The sequence below is a fragment of the Nocardioides sp. NPDC004968 genome, from assembly GCF_040608935.1.
In the GTDB taxonomy this organism is placed as follows: Bacteria; Actinomycetota; Actinomycetes; order Propionibacteriales; family Nocardioidaceae; genus Nocardioides.
The window spans coordinates 60741-76801 of sequence record NZ_JBEXJF010000009.1 but is presented as its reverse complement, the minus strand read 5'-3'; the positions used below and the strand labels follow the sequence as shown (position 1 = coordinate 76801).

Sequence of the window (16061 nt, the reverse complement as noted above, 5' to 3'; positions counted from 1 at the left end):
GCTCACACCGACCGTCCGACGTTCCAGAAGAAGTTGATCAGCGTCACGCTGGCGCCGGTGACGATCGCTGCGCCTAGGGCGACTAGGACGCCGATCTTGCCTCTGCCGGCGAGGTGGGGGTTGCTTGAGTTCGCGCCCAGTGCCCAGATGATTGCGGCGACGAGTAGGGCCAGGACCGAGAGGATCAGGGCAACTGTCATCATTGCGCCGACGATCTCGCGGAGCTGAGCGATGCCGGGAAGTCCGTTGGTGTTGGGCGTGACGTTGACGCCAGCGGCGAGGGTCGTAGGTGCGTGAGGTGGGTGGCTCATCACACGTCCTTCGAGTAGGTGTAGTTGACCTCCATTAGGTGGGCGGGCCGCGCCAAGGCTCTTCGGGTTATCGGCATGGCGACCGTTCGTTGTAGACACTGTGAAGAGTTCGCACGGCGGATCCCGTAGACCGGACCTGCGCATCCGCCGGGAGCTCGGTATCCCTGATTCCCTCTGCCGGCGGTCGACCTCGCCTCGATGCACGCTTCCGCCTGAAAATCCGGCGCATCGCGACTAGCGTCTGATCCAAGCGAGTGTTCGTGGGGAGGACAACAACCGTGGGCTTCGTTGCGCGGAAGAGTTTCAAGGTGATGCCGGGCGTCCGGATGACCGTTAGCAAGTCCGGGCTGAGCGCCTCGGCCGGCGTGCGGGGCGCACGCGTCTCGGTCAACAGCACAGGCCATGTCCGAGGCACTGCCAGCGTCCCGGGGACCGGTATGTACTACACACAGCGGCTCGACTCAGGGGCTCAACGCACCGCGACCTCGCGACCGCAGGCTGCAGCAGTTCCTGCGCCGCGACCGCCGGCGAAGCCTGGTCTGGGGGCGCCCAAGTGGGAGAAGGAGCTCTACAAGGCCATCGAGGCAAACCGGATGCAGGACCTCGCGAGAATCGCCCGGGCCTACCCGGTTGCAGCGCCTCTCATCGGGGCCCTGGACGGCCTGAACGCGATGAGCACGGACGACAACGCTCGGGCGCGCGAGATCCTGCGTTGGGTCTGGTCGACCCCGATCAGACCGGAGGACGAGGCATTCGTACGCACCTACCTGCACACTAGTAACGTCACCATCAACATCGCGAACGGGGTCTCCGGGATGTTCCCGATCAGCCGAGACGCCGTGGGCATGGCGCTGGTCGAACTTGAGCAGGAAGCAGGAGACCTGGACGCAGCCATAGCCATGGCCGAGCAGCTCGACCCCTCGGTGTTCGCCGCTGTCTCCCTGTGCGAGCTCTACCTCGCGGCCCGGATGAACGACGAGGTCATCGCAACGACCAACCGGCTCACCAACGACGACGACCCCACCTGTCTTCTGATCGCCTACCGAGGTGTGGCGCTGCGAGAGCAGGGCAACCTGACGGCCGCACGCGAAGCGTTCAAAGAGGCGCTCAAGTCGAAGAGCCGCGACGCCGCGATCAGACATTTCGCTCTGGTCGAGCGCGCCAAGACCCAAGCACTCGACGGTAAGAAGGGGATGGCTCGAAAGGACCTCGAGCGAGTGCTGGCCGAGGACGCATCCTTCCCGGGCGTACGCGAACTACTTGACGAACTCGACGCGACCAACTCCCCAGGCACGACTGGCTCCACCTCCGATGAACCACCGAGCTCGGCGCCCGTGGGTGGCGGCGTCGAGGTGGAGTTGCCACGCCCGCCGGCCCCAACGGAGGTACCGCCGCCACCGCCGGCAGGGCAGGTACCTGCGTCATCGCCACCTCCACCGCCGCCCACCGCGGCAGTACCGCCGCCACCAACACCACCACCAGCTGCGGCAGCACCACAGGCACCCACGCAGAGCAATGTGACCCCGCGACCTCCAAGCCCACTCCTGCGCCTGGACGGTTACGGCAGCGAGGCCGAGTTCGACGGTCAGAACCTGACAGTTCGGGCCAAGGGCGGGGCAAGTGCCATCGCGCTCTTCGGGACCTCGAAGCAGAGGGAAGTGACGATCCCGCGGACCCGGATCTGGTCGGTGAAGTTCGCCGAGGCCTCCCGCATGATCAACGGCAGGCTCGACCTCACCGCCGACGACGGCACGCGGTACCAACTGCACTTCCGATGGGGCCAACGCAACCAGCCTTGGCGCGACCTGGCCGAGATGCTCAACCCGAACAGCTAGCCCCCGCCGACACCCAGACGATCAACATCCTGGGATGCGGATTGGTTGTCCTTACTACTAGCACGTCGACTTCGGCGAGATATCCGATGGCCGCTTCACGGCCGATTAACGGGTCAGTCCATTCGTTCCGGGTCCGCTGGACTCGGAACGTGTCGATGTGTCCGCGGTCAACGGTGAGGCCGGCGAGCTCGTCGTGCGGGGCAGCGCGTCACTCGCGTCAAGAGTTAGGATCGCGAGCTCCTCGCCGTTCATGTACGCGGCTTCGCTCACCCAGATCGGGAACATCCGCCTGCTCTCAGGGTCGGCGCCCGGGTTCGCCATCGTGTGCTGGTACCCCTCTCCGGCGGCGGTCATGAAGCTGATCAGGGTCGACAGCGCTGCGTGTACGTCGATCTCGGAGCCAACTCCGGACTCGAGGTCGGTGCGTTCGCAAGCAGTGTGGGAGGGGTCGCTGTCGGCGATGCGATATCCGTAAGCACGACGCGTTCTGCCATCGTCGTCGCGGCGGTCCTCGCAGTACCAGACATCGATTCGGAGTGAGCCGACCGTCACGGTCGCCAGCGGATTCTCATGGGAGTACATGGGCATCAGGTGCGCTGTCCGGGCCTGGCATAGCGGTCGGACATCCGTTCGCGGACCTAGCCGCGTCCGGTAGGTCTTGGGAACCGTTGAGCCAGCTGGTGGGGTATGTCGAATGGCCGTTGAGTCGGATCTCGAAGTGGAGATGGGGCCCGAGGGACTTGCCGTCGGAGCCGACGTCGGCGATGTGTTGGCCAGCGGCGACGCGGTCGCCGATGCGTACGTGGATGCCGTTGCCGTACATGTGGGCGTAGCCGGAGGTGACCTTGCGTCCGCGGATGGTGTGGTCGATAAGGATGAGGTGGGCGTAGCCGGAGGGGTGTGCGCCTGCGTAGGTCACGGTGCCGTCGCCGATTGCGAGGATCGGGGTGCCGAGTGGGGCTGCGTAGTCGTTGCCGGTATGGAGGGAGTTAGCGCCGGTGACAGGATCGATGCGCCATCCGTAGGGACTGGTCGCGTTCCAGGTGCCTTTGGGGAGAGGGAACACGATCCTGCTCGTCTCAGGGACCTTCGACGGCTGGCCCTTCGTGCGGCTGGCGAGGGCGTTGATGATCGCATCGGCGACGGGTTCGAACTGGGCGTACCGATCAGGGAACGCGGAAACCTCGACCGCCTGTGCGGCCACCCCCGGCGCGAGCTGTCGCCAGCCGGGGATGTCGAGCAGTCCGCGCGGTGAGCCGTGGTTTGGACCGTTGTCCCCACCGAAGAATGCGCGGGCTTGGTAGGTCGAGTTCATGAGTTGGGCGACGGTGCCCCAGCCGGCGAGTGGTCGCATCTGGAAGAGGCCGAGTGAGTCGTGGTCGCCGCCGTTGCCGTCGTTGGGGAAGCGGGTGGATTCGGGCCAGGCGCTGGTGTTGGTCAGCATCTGCAGGCTCGACTCGGTCAGGGCCGCCATGAGGGCGATGCGTACGCCTTCACGGCCGATGCCGGGTGTGCGGCTGCCGATGGTGGCGATCGTTGCGGCATGGGTGAGCTGGGTGCGGTCGAGAGTGATCGTGATGCCGTTGGCTGTGCGCGTAGTGAGGTGATCGGGTACGTCGCCGACCTCAATCGAACCGCCGCAGCTGCTGCTCGGCAGAGCTACCGCTTGCACGACGATTGCGACGCTCGAGAGGCAGGCGACGGGGGAGAGGAGCAAGGCCACGAAGATGGCGGCGACGACTGCGAGGCGCATCTGGTTGCTCGCTCATCGCAGCGGGTTGTTGAGCTGGGAGATGCGGAGCAGCCGGCAGGTGTCGTACGTCGGTTTGCAGGTCATGAAGATGGTGAAGGCCACGTCGTCGACCGTCTTTGCGGTCTCGCCTTGCCAGATGCCGGAGCGGCGTCGGAGGCCGGTGATCGTGTAGGCGGTGGTGCCAGCGGCGATGTCGGGGCTCTTTGCGTTGTCCTGTGCGCTGTTCCAGTCGCGGGGGACTTCGTAGGAGGTGATGTCGATCCATTGCCGGGTCTCGTACGTCTTCAGGTCTTCCCAGGATTCGGGTGATGGCAGGTACGTCGTCAGGTCCGTTGCCAGGCCGGCGGACTCCTCGCCGCTGGGGTCGGCGACGGCGAGCAAGCGTCCGGTGTACTCGTTGAGCGGCGTCGACTCGGTCGTGTCCCAGGCGAAGAGGACCCGGGCCACCGAGACCGCGAAGGCTGCTGGGTCGCTGGTGTCGACGACCTGGCCCGCCGGCGCTACTTCCGTCGAGGATTTGGCTGAGGTGTCCCGCGAGACCGCTGAAGGACGCGGTTGCGGTGCTGAGTCGCTCCCGTCGCCAGCGATGGCAAGAGCTGTTCCTGCGCAACCCAACGTGACAGCGGCGGCCACGGCAGCGAGCGCGGTCTTGTTGCGGGTGAGGTTGGCGAGGTGGGGAGCGAGCATTGCAGCCTCCTGGCAGTCCGAGCGGTCTGCGAAGAGGTGTTCCGAGTGTCCCGCCGCCGAGGCGATGCGGCTGCTTTGACCGTTAGGAGGTCAGGGTCGCGATGGGGTCGCTGCGCGGATGAGTTCGCGTGCGTCGTTGCCGTACACGGCACTGTTCTTGAGTATGTCGAACATGCGTGTGTAGAGGTGAATCTCTTGAGGCTGTGTGACCTCGATGCTGGCCGTGGGAGTTTCGAGGGCGACGAGGGCGTCGTCGAAGATCCAGAAGCCGGCCGAGGCGACGGCCTGACGTTCGCTCATCAGCGGGATGACGCCGAGGGAGATGTTGGGCCGGGTGCTGATCTCGATGAGATGCTCGAGTTGGTCGGCTTGGGTCTCGGCGGTTCCGAACCAGGTACGTAGTGCTTGTTCCTCTATCAACACGGAGAAGCGTTTGCGTGACTGGTTGAGGACCTTCTGCCTTTGGATGCGGATGGCGACGGCCTCGTCTACGTCGTTGGGGGTGTTGAGGAAGTCGATCCAGAACTCCAGCATCGCGGCGGCGTAGTCGCTGGTCTGGAAGAGTCCGGGGATGACGTTGTGCTCGTAGATGCGGAAGACCGTGGTCTGGTCATAGCGGCTGAGGGTGTGGGCTCCCAGGACTCGTTTCATGCCGGCGCGACTTTGGCGTCGGTACTCGAGGTAGGCCGACTCGACGGCACGTAGTGTCGCGATCAGGTCCGCGGTCTGAGTCTGAGCTCCGCATGCGCTGCACCAGTCGCGGATGTCTTGGTCGGTGGGGGATTGGACGCCGTTCTCGATCTTGCTGATGCGTGTGTAGTGCTGGGCGGTCAGCTCGGCAAGCGCTCGGGCGGTGAGGCCGGCGTCCTTGCGGATGTCGCGTAGCCGTTGGCCGAGCGCTTGCCGAGCTTGTTTGGCTGCTGAGCTAGACAGGTTGGTAGTCACGGTGAGGGATGGCGTACTTCCAGACGTTCTCGAACGCCGTTCGGCACAGTTCGATGTCGTGCTGGTCGGTGGAGGTGACCTTGTCGATGCCGAGCCCGTTGCCGGTGTAGATGAGGAAGACCACCAGCTCGTTGTCGAACAGGTAGAAGTCGTTGCCGGGGATCGCGACCGACGACACCGTGCGACGTGGCACCCAGCGGATGTCCTCGCCGGCATCGACCATCGGCTGGGCGATGCTGTGGGACCAGTGCTGGTAGTCGCTCAACGGCTCCGAGACGATCCGGGCGCGACGCACGGTCTTCCCAGCGTTGGTGTGTTTTTTGAGGGTGATGCACCAGTCGTTGAGCCAGGCCAGGTCGTCGTGCTCCCCGGCGTCCCACTTGGCCATGTAGGGGAGCTCGACTGCGGTGCCATAGGCGTCGCGGGTCTCTAAGTGGACGGAACTGTCGGCGAAGTTGCGAAGCAGGTCGTCGAACTCGTCATCGGTTATCGAAGCCACTGTCTCCCTGTCCAAAGAACTGAAGCATCCTGTCGGGGATCTCGACGCAGGTCTCGCCTTCGGGGATGTTCATCTGGGCGAGTGCGTCGGTGTCGTCGACGACCCATCCCTGGACAACCCATGATCCCGTCTCCGTGCGGTAGATCGTCGGTGACCCCGTCGGGTTCGACTCCGGGTCCTTGCCGATGAACGTTAACTGCATGGTCTTCCCACCTGCCTGATTTGGTTGCGATCTGTTGCTCGATCTCTTCCATCTTCGGGGCGCGCTCAGGGGGCGTCAATACATCTCGACTCGCAACATTTCGCAACATTCTTCCAATGCGTGTCCCCCAGACTTAGCGTCATCGGACATGACGTACGCGATGCGGGGCGCCGAGAATCCGACCATCCAGCGCGGCGAGTTGGTCGCTCGCCGGGCAGGTCGTCCACGCGTCCTGGCCCAGATATCCGGTGGTCGGCGGTCGTGGTTGGAGCCGCGGGAGGAGATCCTCGACATCGCCGCGGGCCTGTTCGTGGACCGCGGCTTCGCCGCGACGTCGACCCGGGACATCGCCGAGGCGGTCGGGATCAGGCAGGCCTCGATCTACTACCACTTCCCTTCTGGGAAGGAGGAGATCCTCGGTGAGCTGCTTCAGCGTTCGATCCGGCCGACGCTGGACAGGATCGAGAAGATCGAGATCCTCGGCGCCGAGACCGGCGCCGGGACTGAGGTGCTGCTGTATCTGCTGGTGGTGCTCGACGTGCGTACGCTCGCTGCCGCGCCACGCAACGCCGGGGTGCTGAGCAGGCTGCCGGAGGTGCAGCGCAGGGAGGTCTTCGGGCCGTTCGGGTCAGCGCGTAAGGAGCTCCAGGCGGCGTACGCACGGTTGGGTGGACAGGTCGCGGCTTCTCGCCCGAGTACGGCTTTGATCCCGGAGGGCAATCTGCTCGGCATGTTGCTGCTCCAGTTGGTCGAGGTCGTCATCGGAATGCGCTCCGACGGGCACCGGATCAGCCAGATCATCGAGGGCGTGGTCGCCGCGTCGTGCCTGCGGGTCTGTCTGGCCGACCAAGAACGAATCGACGAGGCCGCCTCGCGAGCGGCCGATCTGATCGGGGTCTTCGAGTAGACCCGATCCCATGAACCGGTCGCCGGCCCACTCACAAACTGGCGGGGGTGGGTCGGCGCCTGCAACCCCGGTGGCGCGATAGTCATGCGGACTCGTGGGTTGCTCGGCGCGTGGCACCCAGGCGGTCGCGGAAGGCGACGGATTCCGAGATCACTCGGTCGAAGCGGGCGCACTCATCGTCGGTGAGTTCGCGAGCGAGCTCGTTCAGGTTGTAGTGAGCGGTCCAGCCTTCGAGCTCGGCCCAGGTGAGGAGGAAGGACCGGAGGGTGCGGTACCGCGGCGATGTGTCAGGGCGATCCCGGCTTGACGATGGCTCGGGTGGTGTCTTAGTGCCCCGGCGCGCCTTGGTCTGCTTGACCCGCTCCATCGCTTCGGTAGCGAGGCGGTCGAGGTTGTCGTCCTCGGCGGATGGATGGGCCGCCAGTTCAATGGCCGCTTGGACCTTTCGGTAGGCAGGCTCGACGGGGCTGCCGGACTCGACGGCCGCCAGCTCAGCCGTGGCCAGCTCGCGGACGGTTGGTGGCTGGAACGAGTCGGCAGCGACGGCCTGGAGGAACTTGATGTGGTCTAGCCGTTGGTAGGAGCCGGATCCGGTGACCATCTTGGCGGCCTGGTAGCGGGACTCGCGGGAGTTAGGTAACGGTTCCGGTGAGTCACCGGAACCGTTGACTCCGGCCGAAGAGGCCCTGCTGTCCACGTCGTCGGCGCCGAATCGGCTGGCCTCTTGGCGGCGTTGGGCTTCCTCGGCGTAAAGGGCCTTGAGCTCGGTGTAGAGGTCGGCTTGTTCGGTGGGAGAGAGGGGCTTGTGGAGGCTGTTCTCGTCTTGTTGGGCGAGGAGCTCGGTGAGGCGGTTGGAGATGCCGGAGCGGATCCAGACCTTGACGGTGCGCCAACCGAGGCGGCGCACGGCTTCGAGGCGGCGGTGGCCGCAGACGAGGACGCCGTCGGGAGTGATGGTGATCGGCTGGAGCATGCCGATCTCGTTGATGGAGTGAGCGAGCTCGTCGACGTCGCCGAGGTCCTTGCGGTGGCGTACGCCGACGGTGATCGCATCGAGGGTGCGTTCGGTGTGGGTCTCAGGAGACATCGGCAAGCAACCTCTCCAGGCGCGGGTGGGGGTCGACGGTGGGCGCCGATGCAGAGATGGCGTGGACGAGGTCGTCCTCGTCGAGCAGATCGGCCGGTGTCTCGCCGAGCAGGAAGCGATACCAGATCCCGTGACCGCGCCGGGTGTGCTCGTGCTCGGGGCGAGGGTTGCCGAGCACTGTGGTGAGCAGGGTCGTCCAGCTGGACTGGGTGAGGTCGAGCGTGTGCAGCGCGAGCCGGTCCTTGCGCAGCCCTTCGTGTGTGGTGGCGCGGTTGCCGGAGTCCATGAGCCGTGAGGAGACGTAGGTGATCGCGTGTCGGACGGCATGTTCGGGCCAACCCAGTGCGGTGAAGAGCCTCACGGTCATCTCGAATGCGTCGTGCATGGTCACCTGTGGCGCTTCTGGAACCTCCAGATCGAGGTTGTCCACCTCGGGCTGGACGTGGAAGGCGGGGTGGTAGTCGAGCAGGGAGGTTTCGTGATCGCCGAACCGATCGGCGTCGTGATGGGCGGAGACCTCTGCGCGGCGGGCCTGGTGGGTGGAGCACAGGAGCCCGTTTGCGCGCTCGTCGTAGATGAGGGCGACCTGAACGGCTCGAGTGGTGACGGCCCAAGGGTCGTGGGCCTTGCGGACTGCATCGGTGCGAAGCACGTTGAAGGCCGCGTATGCCGCATCGTCTGGTTCGAGGCCGTGCTTGGTCGCGAGACTGGCGTACTTGTCAGTGGCGTACCGCATCAGTGCTCCCGCGTCAGGGTCGTGACGCCATGCGTCGGGGCCGGCGTAGTGCAGTTCGGTGAGGAGCATCCGAAGGCCGGTGGCGGTGGTGAAGTCCAGGCTCATAGCGAGATCCCTCCCGGGCGGTGGGTGATCGACGGTGGCTCGGAGGCTGCGATCGCGGTCCTTGTGGTCCGTGCCCGAGGCGCGTGCGGTCGGATTGGGTGCTTGGCACGGCGTACGAGTTCGGCCTTGAGGTCCAGTCCCCGTCCGATGACCCGGCCGGCGATCATGGTGGGAAGGTCGCTGGGACGTACCCAGGCGATGCCGTTCTTCGAGATCTGAATCGGGCCCGACTGGGCCTGACCTTGGGACGGGTCTCGGTGCACCGCCAGTGGTGTCGGCTCAGTGCCGTGGTCCTTGGTGTCGTGGATAGGTTCGGTACTCACATCGCCACCCCCTCAGGTCTCGTAGGGCCCGGGCGGCTCCCGGGGGTGTCGCTCGGTCCGAGCCGGCTGGCGATTCTGTAGGCCGACTTGATCGTCCGGAACGCTTCGGCGTCAGGGAGCCCAACCAACTGTGCTGCATCGCCGAGGAGTTGGGAGGTCTGGGAGAAGTCGTGGCCGGCCTCGGCCATCCGGCAGGCAGCCCAGAAGAGACCGCCGTTACGAGCGCCCTCAGGTCGCTTCGCGACCCACGACGCAAGGCGATCGGGAGAAGACCCTGCGCCCGGCATGCTCGTAGGCGATCCGCTTCGAGGCGGCGGCGGTTTGGGTGGGGCGAGGACATGGTTGAGCTCGACAGAGTCGACGGTCCCGGCGTCTCGCCCGAAGGTCACCAGCGAGTACCGCCGGGTGATCCCGTCCGGGTTCGCCACCGCTGATGGCGGTGCAACGATGTAGCCGCCATCGCCACGGAAGTCGATGTGCCTGGAGGGGACGGACCAACATGGCTGTTCGACGCCGGGAGTGGCTGCGAAGTAGGCGTGCATGCCACCCGACGGCGTACGCACCAGCCAGGCCCATCGCTGCGTGAGTCCCATCTCGGTGACTCGGGAGAAGGCTCGGAAGCCATCGCCGCCGCGGTGTACGTCGACATCAACCACGACCAACCCTGAGGCGCTTCCGGTTGGGATACCGATGTTCGCCTGCGGCATCCGTGACCACCATTGGTGGACCTGACGCGGCTCGTTCGAGGCGGAGTGGAATCCATGCGCTGTTAGCGGTTCCTTCCCGCCACTAGCGCACGGGAAGACGGGTACGCCCGCCAGCGCGAGCGTCAGGGCAGCGCTCGGGACATCGCTGCGACGTGAGGCATCGCGGATCGCGGTGGTCACCCGGAGAGACGGGCGATTCTTCGAGTTGTCCATGATCTCGACTGTCGTCCACCAGGTTGCCTGGTTTGTTACGACGTTGGACTCAGGCTCGTCTTGGTGGAGAGGGAGCAATAACTGTTCGCCCAGTTCAGAGGGATGCTCCCTGGAAATTCGAGAACGTCGTCGAGGATGGAACTCAGGCACTGACGGGCTGCTCTGCAGATCAGTGGCCGCGAGCCGGACGCATGGATGCTCCTTTCTCATCCAGTCCTTCCTCCCGCAACGCGATCCCATCCCTTCACCAAAACTGGGAAGAGTGGCGGGAACGTGTCCGCGGCATCGCCAGACGTACTAGCCTCCAGGCCGTACTGGGCGTGAGAGGTGAGTGCCATTCGGTTTCGCGTAGTTGGTAGTGTCGCTGAGGGTGGATCGTCTACGGATACGGTCTACCTTGTTCGCGCGAGTTGGGACGATTGGTTCTCGTTCCAGACGCTGTTCAACGCGTACTACGTTGACATCGATGGTGAACGCCACCGGATTGGTGGTACCAAGATCGGGCAACGGGGGCTGAAAGCGGCGCGCGACACGGAGTCGCCTCGGAGCGGGTACAGGGTTCCGGAACCGTCATCGCGGTTCAGCGAGCTGACGAGCGACTTCTTCTCACTTGGTCAAGATCCAAGCTACTACGAAGCGTTGACCAAGATCGGAAATTCTTTCCGGGAAGAGTACCTACGCCGCGTACGTGACCTAGCCTTCGATCCCGAATGGCTGGATGCGGTGAAAGATGAACCTGTTACGCGCATTTCGCTGCTTCGAGAGATTCCAATCTCGACGATCCGAGACCAGTTCGCGCGGTTGGCCCGTGGTGGTGCTCGTTTGACTCGCTTCGACCTTCATTTCGAATACGTTCACCCTGAGTCCAAGGCCGAACCCGTCAATGTCACATTCGCCGTTGACCCTGCATCCAAACTGCCGAGCAACATCCACGTCATCATCGGGCGTAACGGAGTGGGCAAGAGCAGCTTCTTAAATTCCTTCGCGGAGGCAATGATCCGGGATTCAGTGGAGATGCAGCGCATCGAGCCTGGTGTGACGCGGGTCGCCAACTTGGTCCAGGTGTCATTTAGTGCCTTCGACGCCTTTGACCCGCTCGTGGTTCCTAAGAATCGATCGGATGAGTTCAAGTACCACTTCGTTGGCCTCCGGAAGACGACAGGCAAGGACGAGGCGCCAACCCCGAAGACTGCGGCCGGCCTGTCTGCTGAGATGACGCGCTCGGCGAAGGTCTGCCTCATCGGTGCTCGGCGGCAACGCTTACTGCGCGCGCTGCAACTGCTTGAGGGTGACCCACTCTTTGCCGAAGCCGAACTCCCTGCGCTGTTTGAGGACGCGACGGAAGATGGCGACGGGCTGGAGGAACTACCACGCAAGTTCAGGCGGTTGAGTTCAGGACACAAGATCGTACTACTCACCGTCACGCGCCTCGTAGAGACGGTCGAGGAGAAGAGTCTTGTTCTCCTCGATGAACCGGAGGCGCACCTCCACCCCCCGCTCTTGTCGGCGTTTGTGCGAGCGTTGAGCGACCTCCTTACGAACCGCAACGGGATCGGCATCATCGCGACTCACTCGCCCGTTGTTCTTCAAGAAGTCCCGAGGACCTGTGCCTGGAAACTTCAGCGATACGGCTTCGCCATGCGGGCAGACCGCCCGCAAATCGAGACGTTCGGCGAGAACGTCGGCACACTTACAGACGAGATCTTCGGGCTCGAGGTCACTGCGACTGGTTTTCACCGCATGCTCTCGGAGGCGGCGTCGACTGGCCGTCCGTACGAGCAGATCGTGAGTGACCTCGATGGACAGCTTGGAACTGAAGGAAGAGCGATTCTCCGCTCGATGACCCGCGCGCTGAGTGAGCCTCGCGATGTGGCCGACTGACCCGCCTCAGGTCACCGCCGATGACGCGGCGAAGGCGTGTGCTGCAGGTATCCGCGATAAGGCGCTACGCGACGCGGTGACGGCAGCCCGCCAGGACTTTTCGGCCAACAGCATCAGGTTTCAGGCCGTCGCGGCCATCGACGAACTGCACACTGTAGTCTCGGGTGACTATGCAGTGACCAACCTGAGTAAGGCAGAACTCACAGACCTGTATAGTAAGCAGATTGCTCGGTCCAACAGTCCCGCCCGTAAGGCGATTTACGAGGTTCTGCTAGGCGCAGCCCCAATGGGCCGATGCGTCTACTGCCGTGAAGGGGATCCAAGAACCCTGGACCACTACGTTCCCAAGGCACTGGTGCCGGGGCTGGCCATTGATCCGTGGAACTTGGTGCCAGCTTGCCGCGACTGCAACATGCAACTTGGTGATGGCTACAGCGGCGAGGCCCAAGAGCAGTTTTTACACCCGTACTTCCTTGGCCCACTTGGTCGATGGCTGCGCGCTGAGGTAGTGCAGACTACGCCGCCAGACCTGAGATTCCATGCAGATCCGGACGCTGGGCTGTCGACGGAGGTCGCGACTAGGATTGTGTACCAATTCAATCGTCTAAAGTTGGGAAGTCGTTACAGCAAGCGGTGCGCCACAGAGGTAACTGGACTCGGACGCATTTTGCCCTCTCGGTTCGACGGTTGCGCTCCATGCGAAGTGCGCGACTTTCTGAAGGAACAAGCAGAGATCGGGTTTGCAGACGACGACAACGATCGACGCGCGGTCATGTTCGAGGCGTTGGCGGCCAGCGACTGGTACTGCGAGGGTGGCTACCTAACGCCGGTTACGCGACCGCCGACGCCCTGACGGTGCCTTACGGTTCATCTTTGACCATCCACCAAACTGAAACAATGAGGTGCCACCGCTCGTTGCTCTGGGCCGCTGGGCGGACACTCCCGATGATTGTGTGTTGATCCTGCCGTTGCAATTAGCCCTGCGCTCGGGCCGGCCGAAGGCAACGGCGTGAGGAACAAATGCTAGGGCCCCAGTTACCCAGTTGCACGCTTGGAGCGGGCTGGAGGCTCAACGGGGCCGTCGCCGTCGTCACGGTTGTAGATGTGTTCTGCGGTGTGTTCCGCTGCAAGTCTCGAGTGGCCTGTGGCTGAGAGGACTCGCGAGAAGTCGAGACGTGGGACGTCGTCGTACGGCGCTGCTTTGGAGGCGATCTCGGCTGCTTCGCGAGCGATGTCGTGCTGACTGTCGGTCAGTGCCCGGTTCACGACCAGGTGAGCGGTGTCGACGATCATCGATACCGCGATGTGGTCGTGGCGTTGGCCGTCGAGCAGCCAGGACCAGCCGTTGTCGCGCAGCCGTGAGAATGGTTCGCCGGAGACCAGGCGGAGGGCTTGGTGCAGGTCGGTGATGCCGTCTGCGCCGCGGGCTTGGCCGCGGGTTCGGAGGCGGCGGAAGAGGTCGAGGTCGACGAGGATGTCTTCGGCTTGGTAGGCGGGGTAGCCGAGTCGCTGAGAAGCGGGTGTTTTGCGTGCGTCCTGGAGATGGTCCTTGCCGGTACGTGGGTTCTTGCCCAACCAGTTACGCAGTTTGCCCAGATCGATGGTCAGGCGACTGCGGCTGATTCCAATGGCGTCGAGGAACTCGTCGGTGCGTACGCCATCAGGGTGCAGGGTGAGATAGGCGAGAAGCTCGGCGAAGTATGGCCGACGGGCTGGCGGCACGGCGCCGCACGCGCGTAGGTGGACGGGTCCCAGGAGGGTGAGTTTCGGGAGGCGCGGGTGGAGCGAGAGCCACTCCGCAACGTCGGCGTCGAGCATTGGGTCCAGGGTCGTGACGGTGTCGCGAGTCGCATTATCGACGACTGGAGCCAGATGATTTACGTCGTCTGCGGTGGTGGCGCATTGGGCGACGTACGTGTCGGTCGGCTCGGGCAGCAACGAGTCTTGGCCCGCCGGCTCCTGGTCGGAGGAAGGGCGCTCGTGGACGTACTCCGGGCGCAGCGCGCCGGCCGCGTCGATGAGCGCTTCCATGCCGGCGGTCGCCGCCTCGTTCTGTGGCATAGGTCGGGTCTGCGCTTCGCGGGTCGCCTCGACGATGGCGGTACAGGTGGAGGCTTCTTCAGCGGTGAGGCCAGCCGCGGTAAGGCGTAGGTCATGGAGTGCCGGATGGGCGAGGGTGAGGTGGCCGTCAGCGGTGATGGTAATCGTGACGGCGTCGAGGTCGGGGAGGGCGTCGAGAATGACGACCGCGACTCCGGAGCGGTCGTGGTCGGCGGTGATGGTCGTGGTGATCGCGCGCAGGGGTTCGGAGTCTTGAGCGGCAATGACGGCGTGGTATCGGTCGGGGTCGAAGCCGGGGAGCCGTCCCGTTGGGTCGAGGTCGGCGGCGAGCGGTAGCAGCGAGTCGGGGTGGTCGTGGTAGTGAAATCGGAGAGGGTCGAGGCCTGTCAGTTCTGGTGCGACGCTCTGGGCGTCTACCTGGACGAGCATCGACCAGGGTGTGACAGTGAGTTCGGCGGCGATGTGACGGCCTAGCGCCTTGGTGTGTTGGCGGTCGCCGGTGAGGTTGATGAGGTGGAGTTCTTCGAGGTTCAGCAGCCACAGGTGCCCGTCATCGGATTGGCCGATAGAGGCGAGGAGTGGGTAGAGGGCGTTGTCTCCGGCATCGGTGGATTCGATGTCAGCATCGGTGACCCAGACAGTGGGACCGCCGGTCCAGGGGTGGGGGAGTGCGGCAGGTTCGGTGAGGTGGAGGGTGATGCGGTTGTCGCCGAGCTCTGCGGCGAGGAGGCGGGGTTGCTCCCCTTGAGGGAGCATGCGGAGGAGGATGTCGAGGCGTTCGATGAGTGCCGCGGTGCCGGCGCCCCCTACGTGGATGGTCTTCTCCGTGGGGCGAAGCTCGGCCGGGGGTGTTGTGATTTCGTAGCCGGGCAGCCGGTGGCGCCGTTTGGATCGGTGGTGCTGGCGAAGCAGGAGCATCAGGCCTCCGGCCAAGACTGCCCCTGAACCTGCTAGCCCGGGGAGCACCCATGAGGGTGCGCTTTCGACTTCGTCGGACTCAGCTGTGAGCTCTTGTACTGTCGTCGGGGAGGTTGGCGCCGGCGCTGTCGGTTTCGCGTCGGGCGTTCTGATCAGCGGCGCATCGGATTCAGGCGTCGGCGCCGGAGTTGATGCCTCCTCTTCAGCGAAGTCCGGGTCTGGGATGGTGAGAGTCCAGCCCGGCCGGATCACGTCTGGATCACTCAGGTGGCCGCCGTCGGGCTGGATGGTGTTGCGGGAGGCCTCGAAGATCTCGGGGTAGCGGTCGGGATCGTTGAGCTCGGTCGCGGCGACTTCGGTGATGGTGTCGCCTGGTTGGACGACGTACGTCTCGTCGTCTGTGTCGTCTGGGTGAGGGGCCGGGAGGTGGAGGACGAGGCCGACCGGGAGGAAGTCTGGGTCACCGCCGAGTGCCTCGGGGTTGAGGTCGATGATCTCGGTGAACCGGGTTCCCGTACCGAGGTGTGACTGGGCGATGCGCCAGAGACTGTCGCCCCGCTTGACGGTGTATGAGACAGTCGGTGGCGAGTTGTCAATCCTCGGTGCCGGTTGGGCGGGAGCGACCTTCATAGGTGCGGTGACGGGCGGCGGCGGAGTTTCCGGGATCGGGGGTGATGCCGCAGCCCGAGCAGGTGTCAGGGCGGGGGCGGCTGCAGGGACGGCGACGAAGAGGAGAGCTGCGGCTCCGACGAGGCGAGTTGCGGTCGCTTGGGGGAGGCCGGGCAGGCGTGGTGTCCGGATGCCTCGGAGTCGGGCGCCGACCTCGAGCAGGATCGTGAGGGCGCACCAGGCCCAGGTGATCCATGCGGCGGTGGCGATGGCTTGGAGGGC

General features: G+C 64.6%; 16 protein-coding genes. 4 read left to right on the top strand and 12 right to left on the bottom strand.

Annotated features, from left to right (window positions below; all coding sequences use genetic code 11):
- Positions 1-2 precede the first annotated feature (2 nt).
- Positions 3-311 (bottom strand): DUF6112 family protein, encoded by a 309-nt coding sequence (locus ABZU72_RS12080; protein ID WP_355019093.1) that lies wholly within the window; start codon positions 309-311, stop codon positions 3-5.
- A 254-nt stretch (positions 312-565) separates the two neighbouring features.
- On the opposite strand from ABZU72_RS12080, the gene ABZU72_RS12075 reads away from it, so the two are divergent.
- Positions 566-2146: a DUF4236 domain-containing protein gene (locus ABZU72_RS12075; protein ID WP_355019092.1), complete on the top strand. Its 1581-nt coding sequence runs from the start codon at positions 566-568 to the stop codon at positions 2144-2146.
- 105 nt (positions 2147-2251) lie between these two features.
- Here the strand turns inward: ABZU72_RS12075 and ABZU72_RS12070 are convergent, their stop codons facing one another.
- The 6 genes from ABZU72_RS12070 to ABZU72_RS12045 form a co-directional block, all read right to left on the bottom strand.
- Entirely contained in the window at positions 2252-2734 is a 483-nt protein-coding gene (locus ABZU72_RS12070) for a hypothetical protein (RefSeq protein ID WP_355019091.1), read from the bottom strand.
- Positions 2715-3899 carry a M23 family metallopeptidase gene (locus ABZU72_RS12065; protein WP_355019090.1) on the bottom strand — a complete coding sequence of 395 codons (1185 nt, stop codon included), beginning with the start codon at positions 3897-3899 and terminating at the stop codon, positions 2715-2717. The genes ABZU72_RS12070 and ABZU72_RS12065 overlap by 20 nt, the downstream gene beginning before the upstream one ends.
- Positions 3900-3911: 12 nt before the next feature.
- Positions 3912-4586: a cell wall protein gene (locus ABZU72_RS12060; protein WP_355019089.1), complete on the bottom strand. Its 675-nt coding sequence runs from the start codon at positions 4584-4586 to the stop codon at positions 3912-3914.
- Between the two features lie 90 nt (positions 4587-4676).
- Complete coding sequence (locus ABZU72_RS12055) at positions 4677-5531, bottom strand: helix-turn-helix transcriptional regulator (protein WP_355019088.1); 855 nt, start codon at positions 5529-5531, stop codon at positions 4677-4679.
- The gene (locus ABZU72_RS12050) at positions 5512-6030 is read right to left on the bottom strand and encodes a DUF6879 family protein (protein ID WP_355019087.1); all 519 of its coding nucleotides are present in this window, start codon (positions 6028-6030) and stop codon (positions 5512-5514) included. Before ABZU72_RS12050 ends, ABZU72_RS12055 begins: the two co-directional genes overlap by 20 nt.
- Positions 6011-6232, bottom strand: a complete 222-nt coding sequence (locus ABZU72_RS12045; RefSeq protein WP_355019086.1) for a hypothetical protein — start codon at positions 6230-6232, stop codon at positions 6011-6013. The genes ABZU72_RS12050 and ABZU72_RS12045 overlap by 20 nt, the downstream gene beginning before the upstream one ends.
- Positions 6233-6380: 148 nt before the next feature.
- On the opposite strand from ABZU72_RS12045, the gene ABZU72_RS12040 reads away from it, so the two are divergent.
- On the top strand, positions 6381-7139 hold the full coding sequence (locus ABZU72_RS12040) for a helix-turn-helix domain-containing protein (RefSeq protein WP_355019085.1): 759 nt from the start codon (positions 6381-6383) through the stop codon (positions 7137-7139).
- 82 nt (positions 7140-7221) lie between these two features.
- Here the strand turns inward: ABZU72_RS12040 and ABZU72_RS12035 are convergent, their stop codons facing one another.
- From ABZU72_RS12035 to ABZU72_RS12020, 4 genes are read right to left on the bottom strand one after another with little or no spacing between them, the layout of a single operon-like run.
- Positions 7222-8226 carry a ParB N-terminal domain-containing protein gene (locus tag ABZU72_RS12035; protein WP_355019084.1) on the bottom strand — a complete coding sequence of 335 codons (1005 nt, stop codon included), beginning with the start codon at positions 8224-8226 and terminating at the stop codon, positions 7222-7224.
- Positions 8216-9067, bottom strand: coding sequence for a serine/arginine repetitive matrix protein 2 (locus ABZU72_RS12030; protein ID WP_355019083.1), 852 nt, complete (start codon positions 9065-9067; stop codon positions 8216-8218). The genes ABZU72_RS12035 and ABZU72_RS12030 overlap by 11 nt, the downstream gene beginning before the upstream one ends.
- The gene (locus ABZU72_RS12025) at positions 9064-9390 is read right to left on the bottom strand and encodes a hypothetical protein (RefSeq protein ID WP_355019082.1); all 327 of its coding nucleotides are present in this window, start codon (positions 9388-9390) and stop codon (positions 9064-9066) included. Before ABZU72_RS12025 ends, ABZU72_RS12030 begins: the two co-directional genes overlap by 4 nt.
- Entirely contained in the window at positions 9387-10310 is a 924-nt protein-coding gene (locus ABZU72_RS12020) for a bifunctional DNA primase/polymerase (RefSeq protein ID WP_355019177.1), read from the bottom strand. The genes ABZU72_RS12025 and ABZU72_RS12020 overlap by 4 nt, the downstream gene beginning before the upstream one ends.
- A 327-nt stretch (positions 10311-10637) precedes the next feature.
- Between ABZU72_RS12020 and ABZU72_RS12015 the strand changes: the two genes are divergently transcribed.
- On the top strand, positions 10638-12191 hold the full coding sequence (locus ABZU72_RS12015) for an AAA family ATPase (protein WP_355019081.1): 1554 nt from the start codon (positions 10638-10640) through the stop codon (positions 12189-12191).
- Positions 12166-13044 carry an HNH endonuclease signature motif containing protein gene (locus tag ABZU72_RS12010; RefSeq protein WP_355019080.1) on the top strand — a complete coding sequence of 293 codons (879 nt, stop codon included), beginning with the start codon at positions 12166-12168 and terminating at the stop codon, positions 13042-13044. Before ABZU72_RS12015 ends, ABZU72_RS12010 begins: the two co-directional genes overlap by 26 nt.
- A gap of 182 nt (positions 13045-13226) precedes the next feature.
- On the opposite strand, the gene ABZU72_RS12005 is transcribed toward ABZU72_RS12010, so the two are convergent.
- Positions 13227-15800 (bottom strand): LysM peptidoglycan-binding domain-containing protein, encoded by a 2574-nt coding sequence (locus ABZU72_RS12005; protein ID WP_355019079.1) that lies wholly within the window; start codon positions 15798-15800, stop codon positions 13227-13229.
- Positions 15801-16061 lie beyond the last annotated feature (261 nt).